20 protein-coding genes and 1 rRNA gene are annotated in these 21,468 nt (G+C 37.6%); 8 read left to right on the top strand and 13 right to left on the bottom strand.

The annotated features are described in order from the left end of the window. Positions 1–357: 357 nt before the first annotated feature. The 6 genes from MT391_RS18360 to hrpB form a co-directional block, all read right to left on the bottom strand. The gene (locus MT391_RS18360; protein WP_499499436.1) at positions 358–690 is read right to left on the bottom strand and encodes an antibiotic biosynthesis monooxygenase family protein; all 333 of its coding nucleotides are present in this window, start codon (positions 688–690) and stop codon (positions 358–360) included. A gap of 101 nt (positions 691–791) precedes the next feature. Continuing rightward, a complete protein-coding gene (gene rlmF / locus MT391_RS18355; RefSeq protein ID WP_499499435.1) occupies positions 792–1,760 on the bottom strand; it encodes a 23S rRNA (adenine(1618)-N(6))-methyltransferase RlmF in 969 nt (322 codons plus the stop codon). Positions 1,761–1,821: 61 nt separating this feature from the next. Continuing rightward, complete coding sequence (locus MT391_RS18350; protein WP_499499434.1) at positions 1,822–2,607, bottom strand: DUF3108 domain-containing protein; 786 nt, start codon at positions 2,605–2,607, stop codon at positions 1,822–1,824. Then, the gene (locus MT391_RS18345; protein ID WP_499442547.1) at positions 2,600–3,019 is read right to left on the bottom strand and encodes a SufE family protein; all 420 of its coding nucleotides are present in this window, start codon (positions 3,017–3,019) and stop codon (positions 2,600–2,602) included. The genes MT391_RS18350 and MT391_RS18345 overlap by 8 nt, the downstream gene beginning before the upstream one ends. A 1-nt stretch (position 3,020) precedes the next feature. Then, a complete protein-coding gene (gene mrcB / locus MT391_RS18340) occupies positions 3,021–5,282 on the bottom strand; it encodes a penicillin-binding protein 1B (protein ID WP_499499432.1) in 2,262 nt (753 codons plus the stop codon). Between the two features lie 81 nt (positions 5,283–5,363). Beyond that, a complete protein-coding gene (gene hrpB, locus MT391_RS18335; protein WP_499499430.1) occupies positions 5,364–7,844 on the bottom strand; it encodes an ATP-dependent helicase HrpB in 2,481 nt (826 codons plus the stop codon). A gap of 261 nt (positions 7,845–8,105) precedes the next feature. Between hrpB and dksA the strand changes: the two genes are divergently transcribed. The 7 genes from dksA (at position 8,106) to panD (ending at position 13,785) form a co-directional block, all read left to right on the top strand. Then, on the top strand, positions 8,106–8,555 hold the full coding sequence (gene dksA, locus MT391_RS18330; protein ID WP_166370749.1) for an RNA polymerase-binding protein DksA: 450 nt from the start codon (positions 8,106–8,108) through the stop codon (positions 8,553–8,555). Between the two features lie 69 nt (positions 8,556–8,624). Beyond that, positions 8,625–9,530 carry a tRNA glutamyl-Q(34) synthetase GluQRS gene (gene gluQRS, locus MT391_RS18325; protein WP_499499428.1) on the top strand — a complete coding sequence of 302 codons (906 nt, stop codon included), beginning with the start codon at positions 8,625–8,627 and terminating at the stop codon, positions 9,528–9,530. Positions 9,531–9,776: 246 nt separating this feature from the next. Next, positions 9,777–11,102 carry a polynucleotide adenylyltransferase PcnB gene (gene pcnB, locus MT391_RS18320; RefSeq protein ID WP_346774330.1) on the top strand — a complete coding sequence of 442 codons (1,326 nt, stop codon included), beginning with the start codon at positions 9,777–9,779 and terminating at the stop codon, positions 11,100–11,102. Further along, a complete protein-coding gene (gene folK, locus MT391_RS18315) occupies positions 11,095–11,577 on the top strand; it encodes a 2-amino-4-hydroxy-6-hydroxymethyldihydropteridine diphosphokinase (RefSeq protein WP_499499427.1) in 483 nt (160 codons plus the stop codon). The genes pcnB and folK overlap by 8 nt, the downstream gene beginning before the upstream one ends. 61 nt (positions 11,578–11,638) lie before the next feature. Next, positions 11,639–12,433: a 3-methyl-2-oxobutanoate hydroxymethyltransferase gene (gene panB / locus MT391_RS18310; RefSeq protein ID WP_499499425.1), complete on the top strand. Its 795-nt coding sequence runs from the start codon at positions 11,639–11,641 to the stop codon at positions 12,431–12,433. Positions 12,434–12,480: 47 nt separating this feature from the next. After that, positions 12,481–13,335 carry a pantoate--beta-alanine ligase gene (panC, locus tag MT391_RS18305; RefSeq protein WP_499499423.1) on the top strand — a complete coding sequence of 285 codons (855 nt, stop codon included), beginning with the start codon at positions 12,481–12,483 and terminating at the stop codon, positions 13,333–13,335. A gap of 69 nt (positions 13,336–13,404) precedes the next feature. Further along, complete coding sequence (gene panD, locus MT391_RS18300) at positions 13,405–13,785, top strand: aspartate 1-decarboxylase (RefSeq protein WP_028868503.1); 381 nt, start codon at positions 13,405–13,407, stop codon at positions 13,783–13,785. Between the two features lie 113 nt (positions 13,786–13,898). Here panD and msrQ read toward each other — a convergent pair whose 3' ends face one another. The 5 genes from msrQ to MT391_RS18275 form a co-directional block, all read right to left on the bottom strand. Continuing rightward, entirely contained in the window at positions 13,899–14,540 is a 642-nt protein-coding gene (gene msrQ / locus MT391_RS18295; RefSeq protein ID WP_499499421.1) for a protein-methionine-sulfoxide reductase heme-binding subunit MsrQ, read from the bottom strand. Positions 14,541–14,584: 44 nt separating this feature from the next. Next, a complete protein-coding gene (msrP, locus tag MT391_RS18290; protein ID WP_499499419.1) occupies positions 14,585–15,607 on the bottom strand; it encodes a protein-methionine-sulfoxide reductase catalytic subunit MsrP in 1,023 nt (340 codons plus the stop codon). A gap of 124 nt (positions 15,608–15,731) precedes the next feature. Beyond that, positions 15,732–16,445 (bottom strand): tRNA (guanine(46)-N(7))-methyltransferase TrmB, encoded by a 714-nt coding sequence (trmB, locus tag MT391_RS18285; protein WP_499499417.1) that lies wholly within the window; start codon positions 16,443–16,445, stop codon positions 15,732–15,734. Beyond that, complete coding sequence (locus MT391_RS18280) at positions 16,442–17,215, bottom strand: ABC transporter permease (RefSeq protein ID WP_028868509.1); 774 nt, start codon at positions 17,213–17,215, stop codon at positions 16,442–16,444. Before MT391_RS18280 ends, trmB begins: the two co-directional genes overlap by 4 nt. Beyond that, positions 17,205–18,128 carry an ABC transporter ATP-binding protein gene (locus MT391_RS18275; protein WP_166370767.1) on the bottom strand — a complete coding sequence of 308 codons (924 nt, stop codon included), beginning with the start codon at positions 18,126–18,128 and terminating at the stop codon, positions 17,205–17,207. The genes MT391_RS18280 and MT391_RS18275 overlap by 11 nt, the downstream gene beginning before the upstream one ends. Positions 18,129–18,697: 569 nt before the next feature. Between MT391_RS18275 and MT391_RS18270 the strand changes: the two genes are divergently transcribed. Further along, positions 18,698–20,140 carry a methyl-accepting chemotaxis protein gene (locus MT391_RS18270; protein ID WP_499442562.1) on the top strand — a complete coding sequence of 481 codons (1,443 nt, stop codon included), beginning with the start codon at positions 18,698–18,700 and terminating at the stop codon, positions 20,138–20,140. A gap of 135 nt (positions 20,141–20,275) precedes the next feature. Here the strand turns inward: MT391_RS18270 and MT391_RS18265 are convergent, their stop codons facing one another. Further along, a complete protein-coding gene (locus MT391_RS18265; RefSeq protein ID WP_499499415.1) occupies positions 20,276–20,716 on the bottom strand; it encodes a DUF3859 domain-containing protein in 441 nt (146 codons plus the stop codon). 625 nt (positions 20,717–21,341) lie between these two features. Further along, positions 21,342–21,457 (bottom strand): 5S ribosomal RNA (gene rrf / locus MT391_RS18260). Between the last annotated feature and the right edge of the window lie 11 nt (positions 21,458–21,468).

The following is a 21,468-nucleotide window of genomic DNA, read 5'->3' as shown; positions in this document are numbered from 1 at the left end:
TTATTTTATATGTTTACAAGGGTTAATTGAAGAGGATAATAGGAAAGGATCACCCCTGAATTAATAAAGAAAAGCAAGATACAATTAACTTAAAAGTTGGTCTATGAATGTTTTTAAGCTATTTTAAATCTTCATTTATTAATGCATCTTGATGGCTAAGGAAAAGAAAAATAATAGCGAAGTAATATTGAGATACCGTTAAATTACTTATTTAAATGGGTAGGAAAATTGCCTATTTAAATGGCTAGATAATAAAATGTAACGCCCATTGAAAGCTCAACAATAAACAAACAATCTTATCGATATACTTACTAGATCCAGCACTGAAATCTGCTTATTTAATTTTAAAAATGCTTATCAATTGCTATTAACAGCAGTATAAGTTGTCGTTTTTAATAAGTCAGTGTCCAATATTAATTTATGAAGTACGGTTGGTTTTCCTATTTTCAGAGTGGATCTCATTCTATCTCTGGCTTGATTCGTATCGATAGGCCAATAATGATCATTTTCATACACATCTAAACTTGGCCATTGCGCATAGGCGATAAATTTTCCGTTCTCTGAATGGTGTAATCTGGAACCTAAACTACCAAAGTGCTGATAAATCAACTTCGTTGTTTCAGCCCATGACGTTTTAAATTGCTCTTCCATACCATCAATAACATCAAATTCTAGAATCACAGCTAACATTGAGTTTCCTTTTAATATTTACTATTCCCGAGTCATTAAAAGACTTAGCTTAATTAACAGATGGTTTATTTAGCTACCATTCAAAGAGTTAAATAAATCAATTAGAAAATTTGCTGCCTTTGTTGTTGGTCTAAATAAGTCCATGCAATAAAGCGGCTTATTTTATGCCCCTGTGACATCTCAATCACTTTCACTTGTTGAGGACTGTGCTTTTCTAGAGCTTTTTTCAAAGGGTTCACATTTTCACTTTTAGAAAGTAAACAAGTGAACCAACCAACTTGCTCTTTAATCTGCGCACTTTCAGCGATCATCTGCTTCACAAAAGCAATTTCACCACCAGCACAACTTAACTCATGCGATTGCCCAGAAAAATTTAAGTCAGTATCATTGTTAATTGTTTTATTCGCATTAGATAGTGCATGCTTACCAAGATTTTTTTGTTTTAATAAACTACCTGCAGTTGCTGCCTCCATTGAGGCATGAAAAGGAGGATTACACATCGAAAAAGCAAATTTATCCGACTTTTTCACCATACCCAATAAAATTTGTTGTGTATTTTTTTGTTCACGAATAGTAATTTTTTTGCTGATATTTTTGTTCGCATTAACTAATAATGTCGCTGTTTTCACTGCCAACTTATCAATATCAACGCCAACAAAAGACCAATCGTAGCTACGACTACCTAGAATAGGATAAATACAGTTTGCACCACAGCCTATATCTAATCCTTTAATATGACTACCAGTAGGAACTCCTCCTACAAGATCTTCACTTAATAAATCAGCAATGTAATGTACATAATCCACTCGTCCTGGAATAGGTGGGCATAGATAACCAGCGGGGATTTGCCAAAAATCTATTTGATAAAAATGCGCTAATAATGCTTTATTCAATAATAAGACCGATTGTGCATCACTAAAGTTGATACTTAAGTCGCCTTTAGGGTTTTGTATCAAACAAGCCGCTAGTTCAGGGCATGACTTAACCAAAGCCGTAAAATCATACCGACCGATATGCTTATTACGAGGATGTAACGCCCCTTTACTGATTTTATTCTTTTTCACTTTCATCCTATTTCACTGTCATCATTTTTATGATTTTTATGATTTTTATCACGGTGCCGGTATCAAATTAAAAATCAGTGCCATGCTCAACCAGCTCGCCATGGATATCTAACACTTTTCTTTGATATTCAAATTTAACCATTTGATAATCAAAATGAGGAGCAAACCAAGCAATAAACGTACGATCTTTCTTTCTGGTTTGTTGTACTCGATATACTTCCATTTCGCCGAACTTAGTTTTGATGACTTCAGTCCCTTTTAACTGAAAGTAATAATGTGCAATATCGTCAGATGTTTGCATATAAAACTCGAAATCTGTTTGTCCTTTTTTTAAACCTTCCCCTATTTGTAAGGTCACGGTATTAAAGTCAACAATGGGTCCTTCTTGGTTTGAGTATTCAGCACTTTCACCATTATTAACGACCTCTGAATGATGGCCTGTTGGGTCAAATTTAGCGCTCATTTTGACCGTACTAAACCCAACACTTTCTCTAAAAAATGAACGACTTAAAAATAAATCTTTTGTCTCATCCCAGACGATGTCTGATTGTTGACTACCACCAAATGAAAAATATAAAAAAGAAAAATCAGCAACTGAGTTAACCTCAACATTTTTTCCTTTCCAACGGTACTCTTGAGTCATATCACCAATCGATATACTTTTATAATAAACATCATAAACATAACGATGTTCACTATTAGCGGCTACTCCACTATTTATTTCAGCATCTGTAGATACATTAGCAGCGACACTTACTTGTTGTTGTGCAGACGCCTCATTTGTTGTCGCAAAAACAGAGTGAGTGAGTAAAAATAAGCTAGAAAAAACAATCTTAAGTTGAAACTTAGTCAATGGTATTGACTCCTTTAATAGTATTTATAATGGCAAATAAACCATTGGCACGAGATGGACTCAAATGATTTAACAACCCTAATTGAGCAAACAGCTCCTGATAATCAATATCCTCTATTTGCTGTTTTGTTTTTCCTTGAAAAATTAACCAAATAATTTTCATTAACCCTTTGACCACACGAGTGTCACTGTCCATTTTAAAATCATAAACACCGTTTTCTTCGGTGATCACTAACCACGCTAAACTCTCACAACCTTTTACTTGATGCAGTTCTAATTTTAACTGTTCAGGAAAGCTATCTAACTTTTTACCTAATTGAATAATGAGCCGGTATTGTGCATCCCAACTTTTATTATGAGAAAATGCATCCCGTAGCTGCTCTACATTAGTTATTGGTGTTAATTGTTGCACTTTAGTTCCCTACTTTTGCTTTCATATAGTCAGAGAACAAGACTAATGCCCCGCTACTGCCTGTTAACTCTGCACTTTTATTATTATCTTTCCCAACCCATGTGGTGACCACTTCATCTTTATCAAACCCGACAAACCAGCTATCGTTAAGATTATTGGTGGTCCCCGTTTTACCAGCAAAGTCTTGCCCAGGGTTGCGCCAACGTAGACTACGAGCAGTCCCTTCTGTAGTCACTTTATGTAACGCATTAGATAATTGTGACACCGATTGTGATGAAAATATTTGCTGGGCATGTTGACTACGTTGATAAACCACCTCGCCTTGACTCGATACAATGGAGCGAATCATTGTTAACGGTTTATACACTCCTTTCATGCTAATTGGTTGATACATTTGCGCGACTTGAAAAGGAGATAATGACACACTGCCTAGCACTAAAGATGGATAAGCAGGTATTTTTTCATTAACCCCCATTTTATGCAAACTATCAATAACATTGCCTAAACCTACTTGCATCCCAAGGTTTACGGTCGGGACATTCAATGAGTGCACTAATGCATATTCAACGGTCACCTCTCCACGGAATTTTCGATCGTAATTTTTAGGACGCCAGCGCTGACCGGTGCTATTTTTGAGAATAATCGCTTTATCATTTAATGTATCGGTTAATGCATACCCTTGATCTAGTGCAGTTAAATAAACCGCAGGTTTAACCAAAGAACCAATTGGCCGACTTGCGTCTAAGGCTCGATTAAAACCACTAAACTTAACATTCTTACCGGAAACAATCGCACGCACTTCGGCATATTCGCGGTCAGTAATAACCATTGCGCCTTGTAAGTCACGCTGCCCCTCTTTTTGTACTTTTGGTACCCCATTCTGTATCGCCATTTCAGCATTTTTTTGCGCTAAAGGAGAAATTGACGTAAAGATCGATAAGCCACTTTTTTTACGTACACTTGCCGGTACATCACTTTGTAACTCTCGGTTTAACAAACTCACAAAAGCTGGATTAGCACGGTTATTTAACGCCTTGGCATTACTTAAATTAAGGTTTCCCTTAGCCGCTATACGATATTGTGCGGTATTAATATAGTTATGCTCGAGCATTAAACGTAACACTAAATCTCGACGTGCCAGTGCTCGTTCAGGATTCCTTCTTGGGTTGTAATAGGAAGGACCTTTGATAATTGCCACCAATAATGCAATTTGCTCAACGCGCAACTCATCAACCGGACGTGCAAAATAAAAATCGCTAGCTAACTCAATACCATAAATACCCGTCGCACCATTTTGAGCTAAATACACTTCATTTAAGTAAGCTTCTAATATTTTGTCTTTACTGTATTTATGATCAATTAACACCGCCATATACGCTTCTTGAAACTTACGCCATAAGCTACGCTCTTGAGATAAAAACAAATTTTTTGCTAATTGCTGCGTTAATGTACTACCTCCTTGTACCGTTCTCCCCGCTTTAAAATTAACAATAAACGCGCGCAAAATAGCAAAAGGTGACACACCTTGATGATGATAAAAATCACGATCTTCCATTAATAGCAATGTATTAATAAAGAGATCTGGTATTTTTTCAAAAGGCACAAAGACCCGGTCTTGAATTTGCTTGCTATTCAGCCTGTCTAATAATAAAGGGTCTAAACGAAATTGTTGCAAATGCCTTTGCTGACTACTGCTAAGATCACTCACCCCTTGCCCATTAAAACTCAACGTCACTAATTGTGCAGGCTCAGACCGGTCGGAGAAATCAAACGCACGACGATATATAGTGACTTTATTACCACTGGTTGCAAACTGTCCTGCGCTTTGTACATTTCTCACAGGACGATAATTCAATAACCTGAGCTCCCCAACCAAGGCGTGTTGGGTTAATGGCGATGCGACCTGTAATGTAAGAGGCCTTGCATATAATGCGGCAGGCAGAGTCCACGTAGATCCATCTAAACGGCGCTCTATTTTTTTATCAAAATAGATGCCACAAATAATAATAAACGCAATAAAAGCAAGACTCGCTTTCCAGATAATTGACCATAAGCCTTTAAAGAAACGCTGTTTAAAGGAAGGTGTCAGCGATTTATTGGTACTTTTTTTAGTATTTTTTCTTGCTGTAGGTTTACGAGTTGTTTTGGGTTTTTTAGCGGTACTTTTTTCCCCATTTTCTTTTTTAGCGCCTTGTTTGAGTTTACCTTTTGTCGTTTCTTTCGGTTTGCTCTTAGCGCTTTCATTTTTAGGTGTTTTTGCCATAACAGATTTAGTTAACTCATTTTTTAATAAATTTTAGGTATGTATTAGCCATGTAAAGCACGATCATCGCGCACCATAACATTATCTAGATAAATGTTTTTTAGTTTTCCGTGTTGCTAATGCATTCGCTGGGTCGTCGGGCCAAAAATGTTTCGGATAGCGCCCTTTCATCTCTTTTTGTACTTCTTTGTAAGCGCCAGACCAAAATGAATGCAAATTTTGAGTAACTTGTAATGGTTTCATCGCCGGTGATAACAAGGCTAATTGAATATCGATACGCCCATCAAAGATACACGGAGTTTGTGCCTGACCATATAATTCCTGCATTTTAACCGACAATAATGGATTTTGTTGCTCTCGATATTGTAATTTTATCACCGAGCCCGTAGGCACGGTGATCGTTTGTGGAAACTGTGCCTCTAATTTTTGTTGCTGTGACCAAGTTAAACGAGATAATAATGCAGCTTTTAAATCAATTTTTTTAAATTGCTCTGGTTGCGTAATCCCTGTACAAAAAGGGGCGAGCCATAATTCTAATTGTTCAATTAATGCCACCTCACTGAAGTCAACGGCCTCTTTTTCACCCGCTAACTTATACTGTTCAGAGGCATAACGTAAACGGGTTAATAAGGCTTTGTTCGCGTCACTCCAATGTAAAATAGACAGTCCAGCTTGTCTTAAACCATTTAATAATGCACTTAACTTTTGTTGCTTCGAGACCTTAGCAAGCGGTAAACGGCTGATTGTAATTTTACCCAACATCAAACGTTGCTCAGCAATCAGTTTATTTTCTTTTAATGACCAACATAAGTAATCAACAGACTTTAAGTAATGTGGAAGGTAAGCTTTTATGGTCTCTAAATTGATACTACAGGCTTTAAAGATAAGGCTATTAGTTTTTTGCTCCGACAGCGCAAGGTCTGCAACCACCAGCATCTTTTCATTTAATAGTGCAGAATGATTAACCAAACATGCTCCCGCTCCATTACTCAATAAATAGTCAAGAGATTGCCCGTTACTACGACTCATTGCAATACGATCAGGGAAAGCAATCGCTAATAGCAGCCCACAATATTGCATTGGTAAACTGCTAGGCATTTTCTGAGAGCATTTTTTAAGCAATATTTGATATTGTTTTTTCACTGGATAAGAAACGGAATTTAACTGTGCTTCAATATCATCGTTCCCTTTTTCATTTGCTTCTAAAAATGCGGCGATTAAACAGCCTAATGCTACCACTCCAGATTGCTTTAAGGTGCACTCTAAGGTTTTAGCGGTGATCAGCATATGTCCTAATCGAGGTGTTAAGGCAAGTTCAATGATCTGCTCACCATGGGCAGTACAACGGCCACGAGAATCTATTGCGTTAATACTTTGCAATAACTGTTGTGCCACCTGAATATTATTCTCGTTTGGCTGAGTTAAAAAAGGCAATTGTTTAGGATGAGTAACTCCCCAAGCACTTACTTCAAGCATTAAAGTCGTTAATTCACTTTGTAAAATAGGCGCTTCATTCTGTGCCCTTAAACGCTTTTCTTTAGCCCAAAGTCGATAACAAGTACCTGCACTTAAACGCCCGGCTCGACCTGCGCGTTGCGTGGCGCTTGCCTCGCTGATGGTCTGGCTTTTCAACTTGCCAATCCCCGTTTGAGCTTGAAAATGAAAACTTCGCTCAACACCGGAGTCAACCACCACAGTAATGCCATCGATAGTTAAACTGGTTTCTGCAATATTAGTAGCGACCACTATCTTACGCATTTTATTAGGAGGAGATTGAATCGCTAATTGCTGATCATCTAAACTTAATTTACCGTATAAGGGGGCTAATAAAATGGGTAGCTGTAGAGCATCAATCCAATGTTGTAAATCCCGGCAACAGCGAAGAATTTCTTTCACTCCTGCAACGAATACCAATATATTGCCAGTTTGTTGCTGATAAGCCACTTTAATTAATGCGACTAATGCTTGTTGCTGAGCAACGCCCCCTTCCTGCCCCATAACAGGTTGATAAACATATTCGAGAGGGTAACCCCGACCTTCACAACTGACGTAAGCCGCGGCGGGTAAATGTTGTTGTAATGCCTGATTATCCAAAGTTGCAGACATCACCAACAAGGTTAAATCTTCGCGCAAACTTGCCTGGGCATCTAAACATAAAGCCAAACCTAAATCAGCTTGAAGATTTCGCTCATGAAATTCATCAAAAATAACTAAATCAATTCCTGTTAGCTCGGGATCTTGCTGTAATAATCGAATCAAAATACCTTCAGTAACTATTTCAAGTTGTGTCTCAGCACTTACCTTAGATTCACCACGTAATCGATATCCTACTTGCTGGCCGATTGGTTGACCTAATTGTTTAGCAAGATAGTGAGCAATATTTCGCGCGGCTAAACGACGCGGCTCTAACATAATAATTTTGCCGCCAAACCACCGTTCTTTTAACAAAACTAAGGGGAGACAAGTAGATTTACCCGCACCTGGTGGTGCTTGAAGGATCACTTGAGGGCACAAATTAAGTTGTTGTTTAAGTTCAGCGAGAACCGCTTGAATAGGTAGCATCGAAGATAAAATCCTTTAAAAATATAACTACATGCAAAAGACAAAACAGCACAGAGAATAATCAAATATGATAAAAAAAAGATCATAGCGTCACAATTAGTAACTGATCATTTGACTCGGGTAACAATTATTGCTATAGATAGCCGCCGAAAAAAACTGATGTCTCTATGTTAGCAAAGTTTGTTCGACCTACTACTTATATTTATCACCGTTTTGATGCGTCTAAAGCGTATTTACACTGCATCGGAAGAAGGAAAATTTATGCCCGCTATTAAAAGCAAAAAAACACTCGGTATTTTAGCCATTGCTGGAGTAGAGCCATACCAAGAAAAAGCTGGTGAGGAATACATGGGTAAACCTCAACGTGATCATTTCACCAGTATTCTTAAAGCATGGACTACACAGCTTCGCGAAGAAGTCGACCGCACTGTTGATCATATGAAAGATGAAGCATCAAATTTCCCAGATCCTGTTGACCGCGCAACACAAGAAGAAGAGTTCAGTTTGGAATTGCGTGCACGCGATCGTGAACGTCAATTAATCACTAAAATTGCAAAAACACTGAAAAAAATCGAAGCTGATGATTTCGGATTTTGTGAATCTTGTGGTGTTGAAATTGGTATTCGCCGTTTAGAAGCTCGTCCTACTGCAGATTTATGTATCGACTGTAAAACACTGGCAGAGATAAAAGAAAAACAAAGTATTGGTTAATCCTTGTGATTAAACGAATTAAAAAACGGTTAGCATTTGCTAGCCGTTTTTGTTTTTAGAGAAAATAATTTGTTATTAAAAGAGAACAAGCAATATATTGGACGATTTGCTCCTTCACCTTCAGGACCATTACATTTTGGTTCTTTAGTGGCTGCGGTTGGTAGTTATTTGCAAGCTAAATCTCAGCATGGAGTATGGCAAGTTCGTATTGAAGATATCGACCCGCCTCGAGAAATTGCCGGTGCCAGTGAAGATATATTACAAACACTCCAAGCTTATGGTTTATTATGGGATGGTAATGTAATCTATCAACATCAAAGAAGCCAAGCCTATGAAGCCATATTAGACGCATTAACTAAACAAAATCTCTGCTATGCATGCAGTTGCACACGTAAAATGATCAAGCAACAAGGCGGTTTTTATCAAGGTCAGTGTCGAGATAAACAGCACTCACCCGTTGCGAATGCATTACGCATTAACTTGTCATCTATCCGTTACAAAACCACCCATTTTAAAGATAAGTTACAAGGCTTGATTGAACTGGATGCCACTCAAGTGGACGATGATTTTATTATTAAACGTAAAGATGGCTTATATGCTTATAATCTTGCCGTGGTGATAGATGATATTGAGCAAGGTGTTACGGAAGTGGTAAGAGGTGCAGACTTAATTAGCACAACAGGTAAACAAATAAGTCTTTACCAACTACTTGGTGCTAAAGTGCCCAGTTATGTTCATTTACCTTTAGCGGTGACAGCGCCAGGGTTTAAACTTTCGAAACAAAATCATGCGACAGCGGTGGATAAAAAAAATCCAGTGCAAACCTTGCTAAAAGTGTTGGCTTTTTTAGGTCACCCAGTGCCGAAGAACATAGCACAATCGAACTGTGCAGAAATTTTACTGTGGGCACAGCAGCATTGGCGTTTAAACAATGTGCCTAAACAGCTAGAAATTCAGCTGCCTGTCACGCATTAATAAAGGACTTTATTAAAGCACTGTAGTAGTACATAAAATGCCTACTTTAATAAAGCGAAATATACAGAAGCAAATTTAATTTGTTTTTAATAACTTGCGCACATAAAATGAGCGCATTATTTTCAGACTAATTCCATCTAAGTAGATGCAAAGGATAGAGCTATTAAACGCTTAAGCAAACTTGTAAAAAAAGTATTTCAAAAGAAAAAAACGCCACAAGCCGCAGTATCGCTTGATCAATATAAGATCCCACGCGAAGAACATTCAATTTCTCGTTCGGATATTGACGAAAATGCATTGAAGGTTTTGTATCGTTTACATAATGCAGGTTACCGCGCTTTATTGGTTGGTGGTGGTGTGCGTGACTTATTATTAGGCTTGAAGCCTAAAGATTTTGATATTACGACAAATGCTACCCCTGAAGAAGTTAAAGCTTTATTTAGGAATTGCCGCTTAATTGGTCGCCGTTTCCGTCTTGCACACATTTTATTTGGTCGTGAAATCATTGAAGTTGCCACTTTTCGAGGCCATCACGATGAAGCTGAGCAAGACAAACAAAAGGTCAAACAATCGCAAGAAGGTATGTTGTTACGCGATAATGTTTACGGCTCTTTAGAAGAAGATGCTGAACGTCGTGACTTTACTGTTAACGCACTGTATTACGATATCGCTGATTTCTCTTTATATGACTTCTGCGGTGGAATGAACGATTTAGCAAAACGTCGTTTAACCTTAATCGGTGAACCAGAGGTTCGTTATCGTGAAGATCCTGTGCGTATGTTGCGCGCGATCCGATTTGCAGCAAAATTAGATTTATCTATCAGTGAAGAATGTGCTGAGCCAATTCGCCGTTTAGCTTCTTTATTACAAGATATTCCTGCGGCACGCCATTTTGATGAAGTAATAAAATTACTATTATCAGGTCAAGGTTTAGCAACTTATCGATTATTAAAAGAATATAAATTATTAGCGGTACTATTCCCGATTTTATTTAAAGATGGCGAAGATGACAAAGCCACTAAAATGATTGAACAAGCTTTAATGGATACTGATAAGCGTATCTCTGAAGGTAAGCGAGTGACCCCTGCTTATATCTATGCAGTGATGTTATGGTACCCGCTTGAGCAACGAGCATTAGAGATGAGCTTTGAAAGTGGTATCGAATTACACGATGCATTTATGCTAGCGATGAATGAAGTGTTAACCATTCAAGTCAAAACTATTGCTATTCCTAAGCGCTTCACCGCGGCTATTCGTGATATCTGGGTTTTACAGCATCGTCTACCCCGCTTTGGAGGTAAACGCGCACAGCGTGTTTATGCGCATGAGAAGTTCCGAGCTGCCTTTGACTTTTTAGCATTAAGAGCACGTGTTGAACAAAGTCGTGAACTAGCCGAACTAACGGCATGGTGGGAAGAATATCAATTGCACAATAAATTGCCTGAGCATCAATATGCTCGTCAAAATGTCAATAAAGCAAAAGAATACAAACCAGAAGCAAATCAACCAGCTAAAAAGCGTCGCTATAGCAAAGCCAAGCGTAAACCCGCACCGAGTAAAAGCAATGATTAGTTATATTGGTATTGGCAGTAACCAAGCTCAGCCAATTGAACAAGCAAAACAAGCCATCACAGCACTTTCTAATATAAAAGACACCAAACTACTGATGTGTTCATCTTTATATAGAAGTGCGCCTATGGGGCCACAGGATCAACCTGATTATATCAATGCTGTCGCTAAACTAGAGACAAGACTATCTGCACTTGAATTACTAGATGCACTACAGGTCATTGAACAGGAACAAGGACGCGAACGAAAAGCTTTGCGTTGGGGGCCACGTACCTTAGATTTAGATATTCTTTTGTATGCAGATCAAGAGATAGAAAATGAGCGCTTAACCGTACCTCATTATGGGATGAAAGAACGTGAGTTTGTACTTTACCCACTATTTGAAATAGCACCAACATTGCAAATGCCCAATGGCACTTCTTTGATCGAGATACTTAAACATTGCGATAAAAATGGTTTGACCGCTATTACAGGTTGAATTAATTCATCACCTCAGTAAAATCATGCAACAATTACCCCACTGCTAGTTAGGAGCAATAATGGCTAAAGTAAACGTTTCGCGTTTAGCTAAAATGAAACAAGAGCAAGAAAAAATTACTTGTATCACCGCATATGATGCGAGTTTTGCAGCTATTTTTGATCAAGCAGGTATTCAAGTTTTATTGGTCGGTGACTCTTTAGGCATGGTATTACAAGGGCATGACTCTACCTTACCAGTGACTGTAGAGCATATTGCATATCACACATCAGCCGTTGCTAGTACGACAGAAAAATCTTTAATTATTGCCGACTTACCATTTATGTCTTACGCAACACCAGAGCAAACTTACAGCAATGCAGCGACGCTAATGCGTGCAGGTGCAAATATGGTCAAGCTTGAAGGCGGTACTTGGTTAACAGCATCTGTAAAAGGTTTGATCGAACGCGGTATTCCTGTTTGTGGGCATTTAGGGTTAACACCACAATCTGTTAATGTTTTCGGTGGTTATAAGGTCCAAGGTAGAGCTGATGATCAGGCAGATAAATTACTTGCAGATGCTCTAGCATTGCAAACAGCAGGTATACAACTTTTAGTACTTGAATGTGTACCTGTTTCTTTAGCTGAGCGAGTGACTAAAGCGTTACATATTCCTGTTATCGGTATTGGCGCAGGAACAGAAACAGACGGCCAAATATTAGTAATGCACGATGCATTTGGTATTTCAGCTGGGTTTTGTCCTAAATTTTCTAAAAATTTTTTAGTAGAGACCGGCGATATTCGTCGTGCTGTTGTTCTTTATAAAGAACAAGTAGAAAATAAAACTTTCCCAGGCGCTGAGCATAGCTTTTATTAACGCCAACAACCGTTATTAATAACAATTTTTTTTGTTAAGAGTTAACCATGCAAATAATTAAAGATCCGACTTTACTACGTAATGAAATAAAAAAAATTAAACAGCAAGGTACGCAAGTTAGCTTTGTACCAACCATGGGTAACTTACATCAAGGGCACTTAACGCTTGTTAAAGAAGCTCAACAACATGCCGAAGTTACTGTTGTTAGTATTTTTGTTAACCCAATGCAGTTTAACAACGCGAATGACCTTGCGAATTACCCAAAAACATTAGATGCAGATTGTGCCAAGCTTGAACAAGCAGGCGTTGATATTGTATTTATCCCTTTTGCACAGGTCATTTACCCAAATGGGTTAAATTCTCAAACGGTTGTTGAAGTACCAGGTATTTCAGATTGTTTAGAGGGTGAATTACGCCCGGGACATTTTCGTGGCGTAAGTACTATCGTTGCTAAACTATTTAATTTAGTACAACCCGATTTTTCCTGCTTTGGAGAAAAAGATTTTCAACAACTGTGTGTGATAAAAAAAATGGTAGCTGATTTAGCCATGCCCATTGAAATTATTGCAGTACCTACCGTTAGAGAATCTTCGGGCTTAGCAATGAGCTCGCGCAATAACAAGTTATCAGCCGATCAAAAAACAATTGCACCAAAAGTTGCAGAAGTAATGAATGATCTTGGACAAAAAGTACAAGTTAATCCTGAAAACTGTAAGCAATTAATTGAAGAGGCAAGCCAAACTTTAAACAAAGTAGGCTTTGAAACTGATAAAATTCATGTGGTTGACCCACTTACATTGGCACCTTTAAACTCAGACAGTAAACAAGCTGTGGTGTTAATGGCCGCTTTCTTGGGAGAGACTCGCTTAATTGATAACTTAGTTGTTAATTTGCACCAATAAAGTTTTTACTTTATAGTCGCCCCTGTTGAAAAAACAAACATTTTAAATTTTTAGACTCAAAGGTTTTGTATGAAAAAGACACTGCTAACAGGCAAATTGCACCAAGCGCGCGTTACCCATGCTGAATTAAATTACGAAGGTTCATGTGCAATCGATCAAGACCTTCTTGAGCAATCGGGTATTTTAGAATACGAACAGATTGAGATTTACAACATCGATAATGGCGCTCGCTTTTCTACCTATGCAATCGTTGGTGAACGTGGTTCAAAAATAATTTCTGTTAATGGTGCTGCTGCACGACAAGCTGCAGTCGGAGACCGTGTCATTATCTGTACTTATGCGAGTTTCGAAGCTGAAGAGATTAAAGGCCATAAACCTAGCCTAGTATATTTAGATAAAGACAATAATATTGTCCGCACCAGCAAAGATGTTCCAATCCAAGTAGCGTAGTTAATACCTAAACGCTCCAGCAGATTGAAAAAAGCCGCTAATATTTATTATTAGCGGCTTTTTTGTGTATGTTCGGGCTGAATCCTCGCTTTATACCTATACCTGATAAGTTATTAATTTGAAGGCTTAGGTGCCTTTTTAATAGCCGTCATTAGCATTTTAAATTTTGCTCTAAAGTAAGCGTTACGCTCTCTGAGCAGAATAAAACAAATAACAAAGTAAATACTCGGTTCGATTAAGCCAGACTTTACTGACCAATAATAATGCACTGTGCCCAATAAAACAGCAACGTATACCCAGCGGTGTAACGTAAACCAAGTTTGTTTCATTTTCTTTCTAATAGCAGTTAATGAAGTAATACTGAGTAACAATAAAATAAACCAAGCCAACATACCTAATGTTAAATAAGGTCGTTTAATTACTTCATCGAATAATAAGAATACTTCCCAGTTTAACTCTAACCATAAAAATGCAATCAAGTGTAAGCATATCCAAGCAAAGGAATATAAGCCTAGAACACGCTTTAAACGTCCTAATAGAGGCTGTTTAAAGCGTTTACTAATAGGAGTTATAGCAAGTGTGATTAACAAGTAATTTAAACCTGTTTTTCCCAAAAAATGAATCATCTCTTTAACAGGGTCTGCACCTAACTGGTTACTATCAATTAACAGGTAAAAATACAATAACACCGATAGCGAAGCGATATGAATAATCGCTTTTATTAATGTTATCGCCAAAGGTGGTATTTTATTCATGCTTAACGCGCTCTGTTATAAGGTTAAGGTTAATGAGATTAAGTTTAGAAATTACGTAGTAGATCCATGCCTTTATACAAATGACCTACTTCTTCTTCATAACCATTAAACATCTGTGTATTTTGGCGGCTTTGTTGGAATACATTACCTTCACCAATAAAGCGTTCACTTGCCTGGCTCCAACGAGGATGATCAGCACGCGGATTAACATTCGCAAAGAAACCATACTCATCAGGACCAAGCGCTTGCCATGTATTAACGGGTGCTTTATCTGTAAGGGTGATTTTCACAATCGACTTAATACTCTTAAAGCCATACTTCCAGGGCACAACCAAGCGAATAGGCGCTCCATTTTGCGGTGCTAATGTTTTGCCATAGAGACCAACAGAGAGCAATGCAAGCGGGTTCATCGCTTCTTCAATGGTTAAACCTTCCACATATGGAAAGTTAATACTGCCCCCGACGAACCGAGAAGCTTGCCCACGCATTTGGTCTGGGTCAAAGACAGTTTCAAAGCGAACATACTTAGCATCGGACTTAACACCCGCTTGCTTTAATAGCGTTGCCAAAGTGAAACCTAACCAAGGAATATTCATCGACCAAGCTTCAACGCAACGCATGCGATATAAACGTTCTTCGATATCGAATTTTTTAAGTAGGTCTTCGTAGTTTAATGTTTGTGGATTATCCACTAGGCCATCAATAGTTAATGACCAAGGATCAGCTTTAAATTGCTGACTATATTGAGCGGGATCCCCCTTCCCTGTACCAAATTCATAAAAGTTATTATATTGAATAACTTTATCTTCAGGCGTCAATGGTGTTAGCGATTGGTAGTTAGTATTTTTAGTAAATGATACAGCAGAGCGTTGGAATAATGCATTTTTATCCTGATCGTTACCACTAGAAAAAATATCGAAAACACTGGCACTAGCAGGTTTAATAAAAGGGATAGTTAAAGCAGCAAGGCCTAGACCTTTGATGATATTACGGCGCTCTTTATAGACTGACTCGCTAGTTAATTGTGATTCTTTTAATTGCGATTTTTTAGTGTGTTTTATTAGCATCTTTTTTCCTCTCTCCGTTTTCACTTCGACTGTATAAAAAGATAGACCGCTAAAACACACTTTATATTTCATGTGATTAAAAAATAGTTGAAGTTTATATGCCTCCCCTATTTATAAACACAGATTATAAATCACAGGTCAAACGCAAAGACTGCTGACCGCTTGCCCAATATTTACGTTCAAAGGGTGTAATCGCTTGTTCTGCGCTATAAATTTCAGTCTTACTCTCAACGTTAGCTAATTGTAATGCCCGTTGAAACTCTTCAACATAAGTAAACCAATTGCTGCGCAAATCAAGTTGACCACCTAATTTAATTATCGATGGGAAAACAGCACTACCGTGCCAACGACGTTGCAAATGTTTAGATTTAGGCCACGGATTAGGATATAGCAAATAATGGTGTGATAGAGCCCAATTTGCTTCCACAGCAAGACGCCAAAAATCATTTAAATTAACTTGTAACAAACGATAGTTATCTAAATCTTCAGAACCATTAGCATTTAAATGATCATGGCTGCCTGTCACTAAAGGCTCACCATCAACAGCATGTTTTGATAACCGGTCTGCAGATTTATCCATTCCTAGCACAATTGCTTCGGGGTGTGCTTTTGCAATATGATAAGTGCTTTCACCAACACCACAACATGAATCGAATATAATCGGCTTACCTTGTTGCTCAACCCACTTTTCAACTTCCTTAAACGCTTCTAGAGTATGCGTTTGATAAGGTTTTTTAAAGTCATGTTGTAAATGCTTTAGCACCACGTCATCTAATTTCTCGTGTAAGCCCACTTGATTAGATGTAATAATCCTTGAGTCACCAGTAATTTCATTCATGAGCGAATACCTGCGCCTTTTTTAAGTAACACCGCTGCTAACGTGTAACCTATAATGATAAATGTAAATATCACAGTAAACGACCAAATTACAGGTACATCAGAGACCCCTAAAAATCCATAACGAAAAGCGTTGATCATGTAAAATACCGGATTAAAATGAGACACACCTTGCCAAAACTCTGGAAGCAGTGAAATAGAATAAAAAACACCACCAAGATACGTTAAAGGTGTTAACACAAAAGTAGGAATAATACTGATATCATCAAAGGTTTTAGCGAAAATAGCATTCAATAAACCACCGATAGAAAAAAGAATAGAAGTACAAAGTACACTCGCTATCAGGACCAATACATTATGGATATGTAAATCAACAAAAAACAAAGAAACTAAAGTAACAATAAATCCGACCATCAAACCTCGCGCAACACCACCTCCAACATACCCCCAAATAATTAGATAGTTTGGAACAGGTGCAACGAGCAATTCTTCAATATTACGCTGGAATTTAGCGCTAAAGAATGATGAAGCTACATTTGAATAGGAGTTGGTGATCACAGACATCATGATCAAACCAGGAACGATGAAAGCCATATAGCTAAACCCATTCATTTCACCAATTCTTGCCCCAATAAGGTTACCAAAAATAACAAAATACAAAGACATGGTGATAGCAGGTGGGACTAATGTTTGCACCCATATACGCAAAAAGCGATTAACTTCTTTAGTCCAAATACTTTTAACTGCTATCACATATTGTTTATTTAGCATCGATAACTCCATTTTTAACTAACTCTAAAAATAATTCTTCTAAGCGATTAGATTTGTTTCTAAGGCTTTTGACTTCAACACCTTGCTTTGTTAATAATTCAAAAATATTGTTCAATGAATGGGCTTTAGCTAACTCTAATTCGACTGTTCGCTCATCAATTATGGTTAATTTGTAATCTTTGGTTTCTGGCAAATGTGCCGTAGAGTTAACATCTAAAATGAAAGTCTCATTCTCTAAACGGCCAATTAATTCCTTCATACTGGTATTAATCACTAATTCACCTTTATTGATAATACCGATGTTACGACATAAACTTTCCGCTTCCTCTAAATAGTGAGTTGTTAAAATAATAGTCACCCCCTGTTTATTGAGTTTTGTTAAAAACTCCCACATCGAGCGACGTAATTCGATATCAACACCTGCAGTCGGTTCATCAAGGATCAATAATTTTGGTTCATGCATTAATGCTCTCGCAATCATCAGACGTCGTTTCATTCCGCCAGATAACTCCCTTGCAGGTTCATTACGTTTTTCCCATAAGTCGAGCTGTTTTAGATACTTTTCAGCTCTAATAAATGCTTCTTTTCGCGGCGTACCATAAAAGCCCGCTTGATTAACTAATATCTGTAATGGCGGTTCGAATGGATTGAAGTTAAATTCCTGTGGTACTAAACCAATTTGGCTTTTGGCAGCTTCAAGTTGTGTATCGATGTCGTAACCGAATACGCGTACCTGGCCTGAGCTTTTATTCACTAACGATGAAATGATACCTATAGTTGTTGATTTGCCCGCACCATTTGGCCCTAACAGAGCATAAAAGTCGCCTTCAGCAACTTCTAGAGAAACACCTTTTAGGGCAACAACACCGCCTTTATAGGTTTTAGTTATATTTTGAAGTTCGATTGCATTCATAACAATATAAGCCTTAGTAATTGATAGTTCATGCGTTGCAATAATGAAATTGGAGCGATGACTGAAAATATTGAATAACGGTAAATTGTAACATTAATCGTTGATAAAAATAGGATTAACAAATACCGAAAATTTGTAAGGGTTTATTGAGATAAAGTTCAATGAGAGTATTCAAATAGTCAATATTTCAAAAATAATTAACAATGTCCCACATATTAAAAGTACATAACAGCTTTCAGTAAAATACGCTCAACTCCTCTATTCAGATAATTATCTACTAAATTTTATTCAAAAAAACTGTAAAAACCGCTTCTACCAAGTAGTTACTGTTGACTTATGACAAGCACCTCTTAATGAGTAAATTATTAATTATATTTACTAAAGATAATGCAACAGGTGCCGATATAGTTTTTTGTATCTCTGTAATTTTTAGTAAAAAAGAACAAAAAAATTAATAAGTTAACAAGTAATGATACACATAAAATAGTTCCTAAAATTAATTAACACTGAAAGCCTAGTATTGGCTATGACTGTTGCATTTAAAAAATAAAGTGCTCCATGGAGAAGATATGAAAGAAGTTAAATTCCGTAATGTAGATAAACTATTCATAAAGATGTCAATTAATGACAAGTTTTGGATCATTTTAGGTTTGTTTTTAATTGTGTTAACAGCACTGTCCTTTAGTCGATATCAAAATGATCTACAACAAATCGAAAAACAATCAATGTTCGCTTTAGAAAGTGAGTTGTCAGGTATAGTTTTAGCATTAGAGTCTAGTGAACAACTAAATAAACTGAGCTCATTTAATATTACTGAATCCAGTTCAAAAAAAGTATCAGCACGAAGCGAAGACAAATTAACAGCCGTTATTCAAACTAATTCTCAAAAATATGCTTCATTAACGAAAGCGGTGACATCACAAGAAAAAGCGGCGAAACAACAAGCCTTAAATTCTTTGTACTTCTCATATCTTTGGTTACTACCCTTTGCTCTTGTCCTCTATTGGACCGCAACTTTTCTCGGAGGCGCATTATGGGTATTGTGGAATACCACTGAAAATATTTCTAAAGGAGACCTCACTTCCCGTTTAGGCTTTCACCCTGGTAGAGATGAGTTTGGCACCATTGGTTGTGGACTTGACGACGCGATGGACACTTTAACTGAATTAGTAGAGATCGTTAAAGAGAATGCAGAAACACTTCATCATGCATCGTCTTCTTTTGCGAATGAAACACGCCAAAGCGAAGAACATATAAATCATCAATATGTTTCACTCGATGCAGTAGCAACAGCCATGGAAGAAATGACAGCATCGTCACAGGAAGTCACCGACATTTCTAAAAAAGCATCACTGCAGATTGAAAATAATTCGGAATATATTAAACAAAGTGATAACCGTGTACAGCATGCAGTGAAAGAGATCCAACAATTATCTTCTTACATCGATCAAACATCTGACTCGGTCATCACTCTGCAAGAGAATACGATAAAAATTAATGACGTAGTCACAACTATTAACTCTATCTCAGAGCAAACTAATTTACTTGCGCTTAATGCAGCAATTGAAGCAGCCCGAGCTGGAGAAATGGGAAGAGGTTTTGCAGTTGTTGCCGATGAGGTTAGAACGTTGGCGGGGAGAACTCAATCAGCCACACTTGAGATTCAATCAATGATTGAAAATTTACAATTAGAAACCAATAACATTTCAAATATGACTCAAAATACGGTCAAGCAAGCACAAATAAGTCGCGAATTGATTGTAGAGATTGGCAGCGATGTCAATTCTATTAAAGAATCTTCACAAACGATCAATGACATGAGCTATCAAATATCAGTTTCTTCGGAAGAACAAAGTTCAGTATCTAATAATATATCTGAAGAACTGAGCAGTATTCGTTTACAATCTAATACAGTTAAAGACTTAGTAAGTCAGTCAGCAAAAGGTGTGGTTAAATTATCTAGTGCATCGGAAAATCTAGGTAATATTTTGGCACGTTATCAAACCAAATAGATAATTTGCATTACCTTTATAGCTATATATGCCCGTTATCTTTTAATTTTAAAACAGTCAGTAAACCGTAAGGTGGAATGATTTAATGGATAAAATTGATAACGGGTATACATTGCGTATTTATGAACAGAAAAATTATAAATATGCAAAACGCTGCTTAATTGGTGAATCTGATTTAACTGACGATACGTTAAACGTTTTATCCGCAATGATTTGATCATTTAACGTTATAGTCATATGCCACGGGCCACATTTATCATCAATGGGAGTCCAAATAGTATCACCCAGATAAAAACTCCAATCATTATTAGTAACATGTACTTCCCCTGTAAATGCAGATCGTACACTCCCATCAGCATCATATATACCTGGATGTTCGATACAATAGTAAGCTTTTTGTCCGCGTGCATTTTTTACATTAATGATAAATCCAAATTCAATATCAATTTGAGCAGGGATATTAGTGGTAAATTCAAGCACTTTTGGTAAAGCTTTAGATTTGGCTTCCCATTTAGAATGAATACCATAGGTTTGCATCTTAATCACCGGCTTTTTCTGGCCATATTTTCTACTCATCAATAATTATTCAGTAAATTATAGCCAAAAATGAACCTATAAAATAGATACTTGTATGGAAAACATAGCAAAGTCCCGAACCATTATTCTAGGCTGAAATAATTAATAACGGGTATCGATAGCTAGGGTATGCAGTGCTTAGTCCGATCATAATTGGAAGCAGTCAAATCATTCGCCGCTATCTACTACACTAAAAGAAGCTGCCAACGACAGAGGCTACTCACTTTGATATTCAAATAGGCTATTGTCACCAAAGCCCTAAATGAAAAAATCTCTGCTAACGTCAGTCAACAGGGATTGTTATGAATATAATGTAAGCTTGTCGATGGGTTGACATTGCTCATGACCCTCGCTGTCGCGATATTCGCCCTACTATCGCACTCAAGGATAGCCACTGCGTGGCGCTTTATTTATCCCCTGCTCAGCAGGACATCACCAGCCAAAGCCCTAAACGAAAAAACCCTGAATACTATGCAAGCTTGGCGATGGAACGGTCCTCGCAGAGCTCCTCCGCTCGTAAACCTTGCATGTCGGCAAACTCACCCTACTTTCTGCGTAGGTCATAAATCTACAGAATTAAAAAAGCCCCACCGGAACTAACCAGTGGGGCTATTTTAAATTAGGCGCTTGGCGATGACCTACTTTCGCATGGGGAGACCCCACACTATCATCGGCGAAGCTGCGTTTCACTTCTGAGTTCGGCATGGGATCAGGTGGTACCACAGCGCTATTGTCGCCAAGCATAAAAAATA

Origin of the sequence: Vibrio sp. 1-Bac 57 (genome assembly GCF_037546855.1) — a bacterium.
Lineage (GTDB): Bacteria > Pseudomonadota > Gammaproteobacteria > Enterobacterales > Psychromonadaceae > Psychromonas.
This window is presented reverse-complemented; position numbering and strand designations above follow the sequence as displayed.